At 40.0% G+C, this 14,167-nt stretch carries 12 protein-coding genes; all 12 read right to left on the bottom strand.

Annotated elements, in window-relative coordinates:
* Position 1: 1 nt before the first annotated feature.
* Genes G457_RS0100780 through G457_RS0100725 form a run of 12 tightly spaced genes read right to left on the bottom strand, consistent with a single transcriptional unit; the run spans position 2 to position 14,076 of the window.
* Complete coding sequence (locus tag G457_RS0100780) at positions 2 to 874, bottom strand: NAD-dependent epimerase/dehydratase family protein (protein ID WP_026944775.1); 873 nt, start codon at positions 872 to 874, stop codon at positions 2 to 4.
* Positions 871 to 2,067, bottom strand: coding sequence for a glycosyltransferase family 4 protein (locus G457_RS0100775; RefSeq protein ID WP_026944774.1), 1,197 nt, complete (start codon positions 2,065 to 2,067; stop codon positions 871 to 873). Before G457_RS0100775 ends, G457_RS0100780 begins: the two co-directional genes overlap by 4 nt.
* 6 nt (positions 2,068 to 2,073) lie before the next feature.
* Positions 2,074 to 3,720, bottom strand: a complete 1,647-nt coding sequence (locus tag G457_RS0100770; protein ID WP_026944773.1) for a hypothetical protein — start codon at positions 3,718 to 3,720, stop codon at positions 2,074 to 2,076.
* Positions 3,713 to 4,180, bottom strand: coding sequence for a hypothetical protein (locus G457_RS0100765; protein WP_026944772.1), 468 nt, complete (start codon positions 4,178 to 4,180; stop codon positions 3,713 to 3,715). Before G457_RS0100765 ends, G457_RS0100770 begins: the two co-directional genes overlap by 8 nt.
* A complete protein-coding gene (locus tag G457_RS0100760) occupies positions 4,180 to 5,499 on the bottom strand; it encodes a phenylacetate--CoA ligase family protein (RefSeq protein WP_026944771.1) in 1,320 nt (439 codons plus the stop codon). Before G457_RS0100760 ends, G457_RS0100765 begins: the two co-directional genes overlap by 1 nt.
* Before the next feature lie 15 nt (positions 5,500 to 5,514).
* Positions 5,515 to 6,924 (bottom strand): O-antigen ligase family protein, encoded by a 1,410-nt coding sequence (locus G457_RS0100755; protein ID WP_026944770.1) that lies wholly within the window; start codon positions 6,922 to 6,924, stop codon positions 5,515 to 5,517.
* Positions 6,921 to 8,012, bottom strand: coding sequence for a glycosyltransferase family 4 protein (locus G457_RS0100750; RefSeq protein WP_026944769.1), 1,092 nt, complete (start codon positions 8,010 to 8,012; stop codon positions 6,921 to 6,923). Before G457_RS0100750 ends, G457_RS0100755 begins: the two co-directional genes overlap by 4 nt.
* On the bottom strand, positions 8,009 to 9,151 hold the full coding sequence (locus G457_RS0100745; protein WP_026944768.1) for a glycosyltransferase: 1,143 nt from the start codon (positions 9,149 to 9,151) through the stop codon (positions 8,009 to 8,011). The genes G457_RS0100750 and G457_RS0100745 overlap by 4 nt, the downstream gene beginning before the upstream one ends.
* A complete protein-coding gene (locus G457_RS0100740) occupies positions 9,148 to 10,290 on the bottom strand; it encodes a glycosyltransferase family 4 protein (RefSeq protein ID WP_026944767.1) in 1,143 nt (380 codons plus the stop codon). The genes G457_RS0100745 and G457_RS0100740 overlap by 4 nt, the downstream gene beginning before the upstream one ends.
* A 7-nt stretch (positions 10,291 to 10,297) precedes the next feature.
* Positions 10,298 to 11,680 carry an MGDG synthase family glycosyltransferase gene (locus G457_RS0100735; RefSeq protein ID WP_026944766.1) on the bottom strand — a complete coding sequence of 461 codons (1,383 nt, stop codon included), beginning with the start codon at positions 11,678 to 11,680 and terminating at the stop codon, positions 10,298 to 10,300.
* A complete protein-coding gene (gene asnB, locus G457_RS0100730; protein WP_026944765.1) occupies positions 11,677 to 13,371 on the bottom strand; it encodes an asparagine synthase (glutamine-hydrolyzing) in 1,695 nt (564 codons plus the stop codon). The genes G457_RS0100735 and asnB overlap by 4 nt, the downstream gene beginning before the upstream one ends.
* Positions 13,372 to 14,076 carry an acylneuraminate cytidylyltransferase family protein gene (locus G457_RS0100725; protein WP_026944764.1) on the bottom strand — a complete coding sequence of 235 codons (705 nt, stop codon included), beginning with the start codon at positions 14,074 to 14,076 and terminating at the stop codon, positions 13,372 to 13,374.
* Positions 14,077 to 14,167 lie beyond the last annotated feature (91 nt).

Genomic DNA, 14,167 nt, shown 5'->3' with positions numbered 1-14,167 from the left:
TTTAGAAATTTCCAATTACAGGCTTAGGACTCCAAGCTAACTCTCTCCGAGCTTTCAAATCCGAGAATGTTAATGTGGACTTTAATTTTGAGTGACGGTAAGAATTGAAAGGGAACACACTGATAACATCTCCTATTTTTGAAATGAGCCCAAGAAGACCTTCTGAAATAGAACGTACTTTCTTCCCATATTTGAGAGATAAATAACTATCCAAATCCTTTAGGCTCGGATGAATACCATCTGTGAGATTATAAACACCACTATGTCCTATCCACTTAGGAAGATGCTCTGCGATGTCCCCTGCCAGAACAACAGACTTTTTAGCCTGTCCGTCTCCCATTCTAAAATAATATCCCTTTTCTATTGCTTTGATCATAGCTCCGAGGTTGCCGGGTGGATTTGGACCAGCAATCAAAGGTAGGCGTAAAATCAAAAAGTCGACATTATTGGACAAAGCCCAAGACTTCCAGATTTCTTCTGCTTGAATTTTACTTTTAGCATAGGGAGTAGTCCCATTCAGAGCTTGATTTTCATCGATATTTACCCCTTCATCTAGTCCATATACTGCGACGGTACTTATCAAAACCATAAGCTTGGGGAGTTTTTTAATCCCTTTTAGCAAATTTGAAGTTCCGATAGAGTTAACGCTAAAAAATTCTTGTTCTTCTTCTGGACTTTTGGGTATGACATGTGCTTTACCAGCAGAATGAATGATCATATCTATTTCCGGAATTTCCGGAATTTCTTTGCTCAGATCACAACTAATCGTATTAGAAGATGATCTCCCCAGAGAAAACAACTCATGATCTTTTTGAAGGGTATCGGTTAAGATACCTCCCAAAAATCCACTTCCGCCAGTCAGCAAAACTTTCATTGAATTGAGTTTTGGATTTCGTCCAACATCTTCGAAGCAAGGAAATCCTTATCAAATTCTTTTGCAGCTAAAATCATTGCTCTTTGTCCCATTTCGGATAGCTGACCTTGCTTTGCATCCAATTCTATGAGTTTATTGGCCAATTGTACCGGATCATTAGGGTCCAGTGTAAAGCCAAGATTATGCTCTATCAGAAAATCTTTCATCCAGCCTGATGTATTTTGTATTACTGGAACACCAGCGGCCAATGATTCAAAAAATTTGTTTGGGGAAGAGGTATCCAAGACGGGTGTGCCCCTCAGGGGAACGAGTGAGACCATAGCATTTTGAATCAATCCAACCAACTTTTCTTTGGGCATCAAACCCCATAAAAGTAGTGTCTCTAGTTGATGTTCGGATATCTCTCTTTCAATATATTCCCGCTGCTGCCCTTCTCCTATCATGAGAATTTTTAAATCTGTTCTTCCCTTCTTTTGTAAGATCTTAGCGGCCTCCAAAAGCCATAAGGAATTATTGACTGGGCCAATATTGCCTGTGTATATAGCATACTTCTTTGCATCAAGGATTGAGCGGTTTTCGAATGGAGCAGTCTTTGAAAAAAGAGGAATATTGGCGGCATTGGTAACATCTATGACACGTACTCCCGGAAAACGCTTTTCAATATTTTCACGCATCCCGATTGACAATGCCACTACCAGAGAGGATGCTTTATAGCATCTAGCCTCAAGAGCGTATGCCAGTTTTTTCGCGATCCGGTTTTTTAGCAAGCCCAATTCAATAGCCCCTTCAGGCCACAGGTCTCGAGCTTCAAATATCAGTTTTTTTCCTCTAAAATATCTGGCTACCAATCCAGGTAGTCCTACTGTAATCGGCCCTGAGGATGCAATCACAACATCTGCTGGCGCCGTAAGTGCATACCAAATCGACATAATTGCATAAGTCAAAAAAGTAAAGACCCTTTTTAAAAATGGCTGCTTATTATCGATTCGTACATTGATGACAGTCACATCCACACCCTCAAAATTCTGATGCTCAATAAATTTAGTGGCTGTAAGGTCAGACTTGGAGTAAATACTTGTCACCACCTGTACCTCATGCCCTTTCTTAACCCACTCTTGGGCAAATTCATGAACACGCGTTCCCCAAGAGCCCTTAGGAGTTGCATAATATTGATAGAAATAGAGAATTTTCAATTTAGATTACTTTATCCAGCGTACAGTGCCAGGGAAATTTTCGGTATTCAATTGTCCATTCTTCCAGGTGTAATTTGACTCCATCAGTTTTCTATGGAAGTCGCCTAATTCAGAAAGAGTAGGGTTCCATATACTGCTCTCTTTTATTCTATTCCCTAATCGTTCAAAAGAAGAGGCCACTTCTTCTTGAATCTGACCAAATTCATCTTTAAAAATTCTTCCCGGGTGATTGGATCCCAAATAGGCAAAGTAAGTATGAGCCACCAAGACACCTGATTCAGCCTCTAGGTCTTGTAAGGATTTTTCGCAAAAAACAGCCCGAAAGTCTTTTAATGAAAAGCTCTGAAAGGCCATCAAATCCTCATTTTGCCCAAAAAAAACGGGGAAAAAAGCAGGAGAAAACCTTGAGAAGAAAAAGGATTTATCCGGGCGGAAAAGATTTTTCTCAATTAATCTTAATGAAGCGGCAGCGGATAGGGTTTTAAATAGACTAAATGCAAATGGAAAAAGACCTTTTTCACCCTTCCTAAATTCTGCAAAACTAGCATTCAGTACTTTGACCCTCTTATCGAGTGTATCGTTCGTACCATAAGCGAGCCATGTTTTTTTATTTCTGCTTTTATCGTAATCTAATCCAGCACGTTTGGTAGTACTCTTTTCTTGGAATATCGCGCTAATTGATGAATGACTAGGCATTAGTTGATTGTGAGATCTTGAGTTTGCCTCCATACCATCCACATAGTTCCAAAAATATCTGACGCCTTTTATTTGCATATGCTGGAGCCATTCTTTCTGGGAAGAAAAAGATTGCTTGGAAAAGTTGTATTGATGAAATCCATGATCAATATAGGTTTGAATAGTTTTCAAACCGCTTGGTGTTTCAAATTCTTGATACTGTTTCCAGCTCTCTTTTCGAAATGATCTACTAAAGGCATGGTAAGCAATTTCATGACCATCTTTCTCCCATTTCTTTATTTCTTCGAGTACTGGCTTTTGATCTAAGGCTGCATATTCACCTTTATGGGAATAAGTATGTAGAAAGACCCCTTTAGTGGTTCGAATATGATTCTTTTTAAACAGCTCACGTTGTGCCTGAAGTAGGTCTAGCGTGTCATAATCACAATGATCTGTAAAGCAAATCGTAGGAGCAAAGCCTAGTGGGGTTCTTGCAAACTCAGGCACTGGCCCTGGCCCATAAAAAACGCCTAAAGAAAATTTTTTGCCTGCGATTACTTCAAATTGCTTTTTCCAAACTCGGTAATCATCTTCATTATACCTAAAAACAGGGTTTAAATCTGGATGAATTAAGTACCAGTTCAGTGAATTATTCTTTTTATTCCATTTCCAAGCTCCCAGGGTAGTTGTTCCCAATAAATAAAAGTCATTCGCAAATTTCATCAATTTGGGAGAATGGTAATTGGCGGTCGCATCTACATCCTCGGGAGATATCCATTGATAGGCCGAACTCCTAAAGAAAAGTGGCTTCTCAGAAAGCTTGAAGTCTACTCGTAAAACTGCTACTTGACAGTTTTTCTTAAACTCAATTTGGCAAGTAGAAAAAGGTCCCTCCTGTTGAGTTTCGAATTTCAAATAATCCTCAGAGACAAGTTCTCTATGGACTTCTGCCAAATGAATGGAAACTGATTCAATCAAAAAGTTCTAATTTTTTACCCAAATATACAGGTCCAATTTTTAAACATCTAATGCGAGCCAATTTTCTAAGTCCGGCCTTTTGAATTCCCTTGATCGAAGGAATATTCTGAGGACTTACAAGCATATAAATATGTGACTTGAGAAGATGCTCTTTTACTATTTCCGTGATTACCCAAGGATAAATCCCTTGCCCTTTATACGCATCAATGGTCACACAGTCGCCTATGGTGATCATGGGCTGATCAAAATCAAATGCACGTAGCAAATGACTATTGAAATAGATATTGCTACGATGAATAATCTCCCCGTGTTCCTTTATCTTATAGGAATGGTTTTTAGAATCAAAAGAAAGTTGGAATTCTAACTCCTTAACCGTAGGAGAATAATTTGAATCCCCCTTTTCCAATCCAAAAACAAGTAAATCTACTTTGTGAGGTTTTATTTTTTTTAGAATCTTCATCAGGTAGATCCTAGGTTATTTTCAATCAACTGAAACTTCCCTGTTTTGGCTTTTGGTAGGTATTCAACGCATTTAAACTCCATCTCTATCGGCTCTTCAAATATCTCTTCAAACATGCCGAGAATCTTTGAATGATCGATTTCGTGGATATTTTTATCAGTCGTATATATCAGCCTAATACGGTCAGCTACTTCTTGGACTAGCTTAAATTGACCTATCTCAGGAAAGTGCTTCATAATACGGACTACATTTTGTACCGTAATGTACTTTCCTTTTGGTGTGATCAGAAACTCCGTTTGTCGACCAATTACTTCCCCCAAGATGGGTAGGCCCATACCGCAGCTACACTTTTGAATCTTCGATTTCACAGCCATATCGCCTACTTCATAGCGAATGAGCGGAGTAGTAAAATTATCAAGTCCCGTCAAGACCACCCTTCCACTTTCCCCTGGATTGACTTCTTGATCTTGATCGTCGAGTATCTCTACTATCAAATGCGGACTATAGATATGGTAGGTCCCTTCAGAGCACTGCCCTGCTATCAAAAAGCCCTCAGAGGCACCATAGGTATCGAAGACTTGACATGAGAATGCTCTCTCAATAGCTTCTCGAAAATGTGGCAACAGTTTTTCACCGAGAGAAATGATTGATTTGAATTGGATATTTGAAATTCCATGATCCAAGGAAGTCTTAGCAAAAAGGTATAAGCTAGAAGCATATGCCACGAAGTGATCTCTAGGGGACTTCTGCAAAAGTCGAAGCTCTCTCAAAATCTCTGCTTCGCTATGGCTCATCGCAGATATGTATCGTGTATTCAATAATTTATCCTTGATTGCCTTCTCCTTGGATCGTTGCATATTGACCCCTGTTTGCAAGATCGAGTTACCAAATCGATACCCTGCCCACTCCCACCACAAAATTTGAAGTGCACGATTACTACTTAGTTCTTCTTTATTGAAATAAATCTTGGAAGGTGGGCCTGTCGAACCAGATGAGGTAATCGCGGTGAGGCCTTCGAGATTATTTGTAGTCAAAAATTCAGACAAATGATCTCGAAACTGCTGCTTTTTCAGGATTGGAAAATTGGCGAGCCATTCATATGGATCGCTAGAATGAGGAATGGCCAAAGCTTTGTAAAATGGAGAATTTGAGCTGGCAAATTCCAGAATTTTTGAAAGCTTTTCTTTTTGGAGATTGTTCAGTTCATTTTGAGAAAGGTCACATACCTCCCGCCAATATTTTAATTTCTTGATAAAACTTCCTCCTGTCAACTGATCTCCAAGTGGAAGAATTATGTTTTCCAGCAACTTTTTTTTCAAAATCTGAAGATCGGATTACTCCAAAATTAATTGTGGTACTTTTCTTTTTTTCTTGACCTTTTTAGTGTCTACTTTTTTAGGAGCTCTAATCATAAGCAAACTAAGACCTATTAGAGCAGGTGTGACAAAAGTCCGCATTGCAGCATGAAAAGAGGTATAGACAGCCACCAGATAAAGTGCAAAAAGGATTCCTTTGATCATTGGGTTTTCATTGTACTTGAGTAATACCAAACCAGCAATACAGAGCACTGAGAAATATATCAGCCCAAATAAGCCATGCTCGGCGAGTAAGCGGCTCACTTCTACATGGGCTACCGTACCCGTCATCGTCTCTCTTAAAAATCTAGAAGCTCCTGCCCCTACCCCAAAAATAAAGTTCTCAAACCAAAGATTCAGATCACCCAGAAAAATATCAAGACGGCCAGTAGTGATGGTATACAATGACTTTTCTTTAGAACCCTGAATAGTCCCCATAGTCTCACCCTGATATCTAAGGCTAAGCAAACCATTAGTAATTTGATCAACGGCAACATAGGCCAACACAGCAACTAAGATCCCAGGAAGCACATATTTACCAATTTTTGGCAGCTGGTATTTTTTGCGCTTGAATAAGGGGGCTGACCTAAGGAAAAATAAGATGACAACTATACCCAAAACTGCCCCGAGCATACCTCCTCGTGAAAACGTAAGTAAGCCCTGAAAAGCAAGTGCGAACAAAACCAGAGCATCCAGGATAAAGTAGCCTGAAAACTCCCATTTGTTTACCATTAAGATAAATATAAAAAGCGTTCCCAGTCCGAATAAGGTTGACACCTGATTTGAACCAAATCCTCCACTCAAATCCACATTGGCACCTAGGACAAATTCAACCTCATCAAAATCAGGAGTTTTCACAAAAGTATAGGCTAATACTCCCAAAATTGGATAAATCATCAGTCTGAGAATTTTTCCTAATTGGATAGAGGTCAATCGCTTTCTATTGAAGAATGCAATTGCCAATGCCACATTTATTGGACCAAGGATATTAAAAATAATATCTGACTGCTGAACCTGACCAGACACATCAATAAAAAAACCAGGAATCAAAGATAATAGCATAATCCAGCCCATGATTCCAATTGTCTTATATCGCAGCAAACCAAATACAAGACCAGCGCAAAGCAAATACTTACCTAGCTCATAAGGAATAAAAGGTGAGGTTCTGGCCATCCTAGAAATCAATTCGAATGAAATCAGGTAAAAAATCAAAGAAACCAAAACAAAGATTGAATCCTTCTCCTTGAGGACTTGGATAGCTGATGTGATAAGAACTAGATAAAACCAAGCAATTATCGCATAAGGAGTCAGTGTGGCTGAAAAACCCAATAAAATATGGATAATTATCAGCACAATGGGGTACTTATTTTGAATAAGATACTTTATCAATTTTGAGTTAGTTTCTGATGGAAATTTCGTTCTAAAATATCCGCATATTTTTCAATAAAAAATGAGGCCCCGTAGGATTCATTAATGTGGGTTTGAAATCGTTGACCTGATTCTTTGGCAGTTTGTGGGTTTGCTATCAGTTTTTCCATAGCATCGGCCAAGCCAATTGCATCTCCCGGATTCACAAGCTCACCGTATTTCCCCTTTTCAAGTACCGTGGGGCATTGCCCAACATTAGTACTGATTACGGGAAGACCTGCCAGGCCATACTCCAACAAAGCAACAGGTAAACCTTCCCTATCTGAGGCCACCAGCCCAGCATCTACTTCTGCCATTAATTGATCCACATCAGCTCTTGCCTCTTCCAAAAAAACATGAGTTGCCAGCCCTAATTCCGAAATCATTTGACTACAGGCTTCCCACCAGTCAATATCGACTTTTTTCCCTACTAACCGAGCCTTGAATTTCAACCCTGTATCGGACAATCTTTTAGATGCCAAGATCAAGGTTTTTTGGCCCTTTTCTGATCTGAAATTAGCCAAATGCAAAAAAGTAAAAACATCAGTTTTCACTTTTTTCTTGACTTTCAAGTAAGGGAAATTTGCTAGGTATTGGATTTTGTCTGCACTCTTAAGCTTTTGATCTACCCAAAAATCAGCAGTTGATTCATTTGCAGTAATTACCAAGTCTATCCATGTCGCCATCCATTTGAGCTCATGACGGGGATTGTTTTTTATGACATCCTCACTTATTCCCAAGTGATCATGCCAAATGAGTTTGGCCTTTGAGAATATAAACTTGAGTCCAACAGCCCAATAAATAGAGGTACTGTGAGCATGAATAATATCTGGCCTAAACTTATGTACAATAGCCAGTAAATTCCAAAAGGCTTTTAAATCAAGTGTATTTCTCTTCCCCAGAATGGAAACCGAATTTTGATCTATGATTAGGGAGCCTAGTTGGCCTTGAGATCTACTGACAACCAGACAATTGGGGATTTGCATCTCATGGAATGTATTCGCCATATTCACAGCCATCCGCTCTGCTCCTCCGGGATCCAAAGTATCTATCAATTGCAAAATTCTCATCCCGCTAAACTCTCTGGGTAAATCAAAGATCTTATTTCGGATTCAAACCGCTCCAAGGTGTAAAACCTACTCCAAGCCGCTGCCTTTTGGGATTTTTGAAAATATAAGTCAGGGGCCAGTATCAAGTGTTCGACACGCTCAGCAATCTCTTCTACGTGACCCTCTACCAACTCCCCCCGATTTCCAAAATCAAGCATTTGAGGTACGCAGGAAACAGGAGTGGTTACGGGCAAGCATCCCCAAAACATAGATTCGGCCACAACTTTGGGCCATCCTTCACTTTTCGAAATGAAAATAAGAAAATGAGCCTCTTGAAAAGCTTTTTTCACCTGATCTGCCTTGACATTTCCGTGTAGGAAAAGTGAATTCTCTAGACCATTACCATCTCGAAATTCTTCAATTGATTTTCTCTCAGGACCCTCTCCAAAATAATCGAGCTTTACAGAGTAACCTATTTTGATTAGCTGCAACAACACCTTTGCCGAAATTAGGGGTTGCTTTCCATCATATAAGCCGCCAACATAAATGAGGTTTATTTCCTTGTTCAGGTTTATTTCTTTATTGGATAAGGGAACAATATCTCTTTCTGAATAGGTAGCTGTGAAGAACGGGACAATATTTTCGGTTTCGTTTGGCCACTCACCGTAAACCAATACTTTCATTTTTGGAGCTAAAAATGGACTAGATATAATTTTTTGCTGCAACCTGTAGCTAAATGGTTGATTACTGCTCCTATCCCAATTGCCAGCGTACTTAGCTGTTTTATTTTTATTCCTAAAGAAAACTTGTGCCAAGGCCCCAATTAAGCCCATGTTTCCCGGGCAACGTAAATGAATATGGTCTGCCGACCGCATGGCAGTTATTACAGTCCAGAAAATTCCGGGTAAGTGAAGAAGCGTAGATAAAATATTTTTTACAGACTGGGTAGAAAATTCAGGGACTGGGAAAAACACTACCTGATCGTGCTTATAGGGTAAATCGATCGGGTCTGGATCGATCTCCTTGTTCAAAGGTGCCACTATAATAACCTTGTCCACATACTTAAACCAGAGATTCATTTCCCTGACATAGGGTCCATAGGCATAGTATGAACCATTTTGATACTTATGAACTACATGGCCTACGACCAAAAACCTCATTTTTTGGCTATCAGCTTTTGGTAAAAAGCAAGGTTTTTATCGGTGACCATTTCGGTTTCGAATTTGGAGATCACTTTTTTTCTAGCTGCTTTACCAATTTTTTCGAATTCATCCACCTTGCTGAATGCCTCCTTCACGGTATTCGCAATATCCTCAGGAGAATGAGGGTCACATAGCCAGCCATCTACTCCATGACTGATTGTCTCAGGACCTGGACCTGTTTTAGAAAAAACAACTACTTTCTCCATCGACATAGCCTCCGGAGCGACCAAACCCTGCGTTTCCATGTGAGAGGGGAATATACAGATTGCTGCTTGTTCATAGTGGCCGGGCAGCTCATCATGAGCCACAGGTCCATGGAAAGTCGTTTTTTGCAAGGCTACTTTTGGCATCGTTTCCTTCAAAAACTCTATATAAGATTTGCCGTTTGGGAACAGCCAATCCCTACCAACCACTTCCAAATGAACATCAGGAAAATCTGAAGCAATGGATGGGATAGCCTGCATCAACTGCCTTATACCCTTTTTTTCACAGACTGTACCTGCAAAAACCAATCTAAATGGTTTGACTTTTTTTGGATTAGAAGGATAGAATTTATCTAGGTTTATTGGGTAATTGATCACCTCGATCGGCCTAGAGTGGTATGAAAGAAATTTTTCTGTATGCGTTTTTACATAATTGGAAACAGCGATAAAAGCATCAGCTTTTGAAAAAGATTTTTTCTCCTGATAAGCCTTCCACTTGTTAACTTTTCTCTTTTCTCCTTCTGCGAAAAAATGATGTCCACCATGCAATCTGATCACATATTTTATCCCCTTTTTTTTGTTCAAAAATGCCAAGGTTAGCTCTGAGCCTTCTACAATATCAATGGGATTCTCTTTGTGAAGTGTAGTCAAAAAATCATCCACGCGCTGGTAATTTCTCCACCAAGCAATCAACTGAGCTTTGCTACCCGGAAAATTCACAACACGAACTCCATCCATCACCTGATCTTCAAACTTGCTCCCTGTTACCCCGACCACGGTAACTTGATGACCGCGGTTGATGAGGGATCGAGTGAAAGTTGCTAAAAAGGTGCCTATTCCCCCGTGAGAAGCTCCTTTTCGAGGAAACTCTTGGGATAAAAAACAAATGTGCATTTTCGAGTTAGATCAGGTTTTTTAATTCATGTAGAATCCTATTAGAGGCAGGTTGTACCCTTGGGTCTACAGTTATTTTTTTAAGCCACACTTGTCGGTCGGTGGCTATTTTATCTGGATGATCGATTGCTAGTCGGACTTTAGTCTGGATTTCATCCTTGGAATTAATCCAGCCAACTGCATCAAGCCCATCCATAGACTTGAAGTGCTGAAACCGATAAACTGTTTCGGTTTTCCACTCTTGATTTTTATCATGATCATATTTCAAAAAAAGGCCAGGATGATCAAAAAGCGCAAAATCCAATGCCATTGTGGAACCAATGTTGATTACCGTAGCACAGTGATAGGCCAAATTTACCAAGTGCGAAACATCCTTTGGATATGGGAAAAACTGTTGCCAATATTTCCCCTTTTCCCAGAAAGGGTTGATATGAACCACCTTCGGAAAATCCTCCAGAACTTTGCTATATCTTGCCGTGGTTTCTACTGGTACTTGTCTGAAAATAAGCTGTATATCTTGCTGATCAGCGAGTGCCTCTGCCACATCTCTGAGATAGGAGGAATCGTGAGGTGAAGTTTTAGCATCATCTCCTGAAAAACAAACCCATTTCTTTTCAGGGTCAAGTCCAAATTCGGCTGCAAATTCTTCCCTGGACATGATATCATCAGTCTTTGTATAGAAGTCAAACTGAGGGGTTCCAGTGACACGTATTTGGTCTTCCTTGATTTCTGGATAAAAAAACTGTAGTTCCTTTGCCATATATTCAGACCACACTAGATAGTAATCCGGGCGCATTGCAAGCCTTGCTTTTGGCAAATTATCCCAAGAAAAAATAGCTGTTACTGTCTTGATGCCGAGATCTGATGCTGCCAGCATCGCAGGTGTCGCAGCCGGCATTCGTTGATGAGTACAAAACAAAACATCAGGCTTGATTTCAGAAAGCTGCTTTTTATAAATTTTATATGCCTGACTGCCTCTTAGTCGCGAAACTAGAAGCTTTTCTGTTTGTAAAATATTCTCATATTTCCTAAATGTCCCACCTAGCAATTCAGAAAGCTTAATGAGCATTTTCTTTTGAAAAGAGAATTTCCCATTATGCCAATTCGAAAGAATTGTGGGGTTTGAAGTGATTTCTTGTCCCCTCAATAGACGAGCATAGCAGGTAGATTCCCTGAAAAGCTGAGTGACTGCATCTTCTTTGAAGGTAGCAAGGGGAAAAGATTCCGGCCTAAAACCTATTCTTAGTTGGGATTGATCTATGATTTTTGGATCAAGACCATGCCAAACAGAAAGCTCAAAACCTTCTAATTTTAAATCTCGAAGTATATCAGAATACAGATAGTTGCGAATACCAACGCCGTCGGGGATTAAAAAACAAATTCGCTTCATTGCAATACCTCTGCTGTATTTACCCACTGCCAGATGTAAAAACTGTTCTCTTGATTTCCATTTTTATACTCCTTCCAAATCACATCTAAGCTTTCTGGATCAAACCAATCAATATTTGCTTTGAGAAATTCCATTTTTTCTTCTACCCATGAGGCTAGTGGACCACCAAGCCATTCACGCTGAGGAGTCTGAAGTGGTCTTTTGGGAGCTAGAGCGATATCATCTCCCAAGTATTTAGCAGCAATTTTCCGTAGGAGCCATTTTTGCTGACCATCTTTAATTTTAAAATCCCTGGATCTTGAAAAGACGTATTCAACCAGCCTATAATCCAAGAAAGGTTCGCGCAACTCAGTACTAAAAGCCATACTTACCCTATCATTAAACCTAAGTGCCCGAGGGATTTTTGTGTAGAATATATCTCGAAATTGTTTGTTCAACAGTTCATCAGAGAATGGCATAGGTATTTCTCTGCTCCCCATGCTCTTTAAGCTATTCGTGAGGGCTTCAGGCCTAACGGGCGAGGTATTAGTCCCCTGAATCAAGGATGTAGTGTTTTTTAAATAATAATCATAGCCTGCCCAGGCCTCATCAGAGCCTTGACCATCCAACAAAACCAAAAACCCTTTCTTTCTCGCTTCTTCAAATACCTTAGCATAGGCAAGAGTAGGAATACCTCCAAAAGGTTCATCCTGAACCGAGGCTATTTTCTGAGTGAGGTAAGGGATATCTGATACTTCCAGCTTACAGGTATTCAGAGGGTAAGGCTTTCCAACAAGCATCTGCCGAACCCAAGGAAGTTCGTCATATCGCTCATCACCTGTGAAGAACGTAAATGCCTCTATTTTTTTTTCATCTGGATAAGCATCAGAAACTAATGCCAACAAAGTGCTGGAATCAAGTCCTCCACTCAAATTAAAGCCAACTGGAACATCTGCCCTAAACCTTAGCCGGACGGAGTCCTTGAGCAAATCAAGAATGTAAGCTTCCTCATCATTTTCCTGATGATTAATCAGTGCCATAGACCTGGCAACGAAGTCATACCAGGATCGAATTTCAATATCACCATTTTTTAAGGTCAGGTAGTGACCTCCAGGGATTTGATGAATTCCTTTCCAGAATGTCTCGTCAGGCATACCATATTGTCCTTTTGTCAAATAGGAATGCCAAACATCAGAATTTGGAACTTTGGGAATACCAATTTGCCAGTGAGGACGAATCTCAGAACTCAAAATCAGAGAATCTGCAAGCTGGGAAAAATATAATGGCTTCACCCCAAATCGGTCTCTAGCAGCAAAAAGGGATTGGTCTTTTTTATCCCAAATGATAAAAGCGAACATCCCATTTAATTCTGCAAGGCATTCTTTGCCCCATTTTATAAATGCAGCAAGTAGTACCTCCGTATCAGAATTGGTTTTGAATTCAAAATCAAAACGAAGTTTTTGCTTTAATTCAAGGTAATTGTAAATCTCTCCATTGAAAACCAAGTGGTATCTTCCATCCGAGGACACAAAAGGCTGATTAGCAGCAGCCGAGAGGTCAATAATTGAGAGTCTATTATGACCAAGGGCAATTTGATTTGGTTCAACCCAATATCCTGTAAAATCAGGCCCTCTATGATGCTGCAAGGCAAGCATTCCTTCGAGATTCTGAAGACTAGCCTTAGGCCCTACAATAGCTGCAACTCCGCACATTTAGATTTTGGGGGATAATCTTAAAACCAATTCTTCTGCTTTTTGCCAATCTTGAAAGGTATCTAAATTGACATAATTAGATGGGTCTGTCTCGAAATAGGTTAAACTATCACCATATAAAGAGCCCTCTTCCAATAGTGTTTTTGCCTTAGTGAGATAAATAGCTCCATCCCGAATGTATGCAGGAGGTAAATCTTGACGTCGGGAAATTATTTTTTTCTCGCCAGTGGAGATATTAAGTAGCCCTGAATTATCTGGCTCGAATACCCAATGGGGGTTGAACTCATGAGGTACCGGCAAAACTGAAATCAGCGCATCCGCGTCCATTTGGATAAATTTCTCAATGGCTTTATCTATCAATCCTGAAGCTCTGAAAGGATAAGTAGTTTGTAGCAGGCAAACTGCATCAAAGTTCTCTCCCTTTTCCAAAAAAAATCTTAGTGCATGCTGAATTACCGGTAATGTAGGGCTTTTATCATCAGCTAGATCTGCTGGCCTGACAAAAGGCACCTCCAATCCTAGTTCTTGAGCGGTTTGAATAATCTCCGCATCATCTGAGCTCAGGATAGTTTTAGATAATAAACTGCTTTTCTGAGCTGATTCAAAGGTATAAGCTAAAAGAGGCTTACCGTTTAGGAGTTTGATATTTTTCCCGGGAATACCCTTGGACCCACCTCGAGCTGGAATAAGGCCTAGAATTTTCATTATTTCGAAAAAGGCATTTTCATATGGTTATAATTGGTTTATAGCAGTCAGATGGCCTGTCCCGAACACGATTCGGGAGAATCTCGGGTTA

Source organism: Algoriphagus marincola DSM 16067 (assembly GCF_000429405.1).
In the GTDB taxonomy this organism is placed as follows: Bacteria; Bacteroidota; Bacteroidia; order Cytophagales; family Cyclobacteriaceae; genus Algoriphagus; species Algoriphagus marincola.
This window is presented reverse-complemented; position numbering and strand designations above follow the sequence as displayed.

Excerpts from the sequence above, each read along its gene's own strand:
- G457_RS0100780 (WP_026944775.1), bottom strand. The coding sequence starts at position 874 with ATGAAAGTTTTGCTGACTGGCGGAAGTGGATTTTTGGGAGGTATCTTA.
- G457_RS0100765 (WP_026944772.1), bottom strand. The coding sequence starts at position 4,180 with ATGAAGATTCTAAAAAAAATAAAACCTCACAAAGTAGATTTACTTGTT.
- G457_RS0100750 (WP_026944769.1), bottom strand. The coding sequence starts at position 8,012 with ATGAGAATTTTGCAATTGATAGATACTTTGGATCCCGGAGGAGCAGAG.
- G457_RS0100745 (WP_026944768.1), bottom strand. The coding sequence starts at position 9,151 with ATGAGGTTTTTGGTCGTAGGCCATGTAGTTCATAAGTATCAAAATGGT.
- G457_RS0100740 (WP_026944767.1), bottom strand. The coding sequence starts at position 10,290 with ATGCACATTTGTTTTTTATCCCAAGAGTTTCCTCGAAAAGGAGCTTCT.
- G457_RS0100735 (WP_026944766.1), bottom strand. The coding sequence starts at position 11,680 with ATGAAGCGAATTTGTTTTTTAATCCCCGACGGCGTTGGTATTCGCAAC.
- asnB (WP_026944765.1), bottom strand. The coding sequence starts at position 13,371 with ATGTGCGGAGTTGCAGCTATTGTAGGGCCTAAGGCTAGTCTTCAGAAT.
- G457_RS0100725 (WP_026944764.1), bottom strand. The coding sequence starts at position 14,076 with ATGAAAATTCTAGGCCTTATTCCAGCTCGAGGTGGGTCCAAGGGTATT.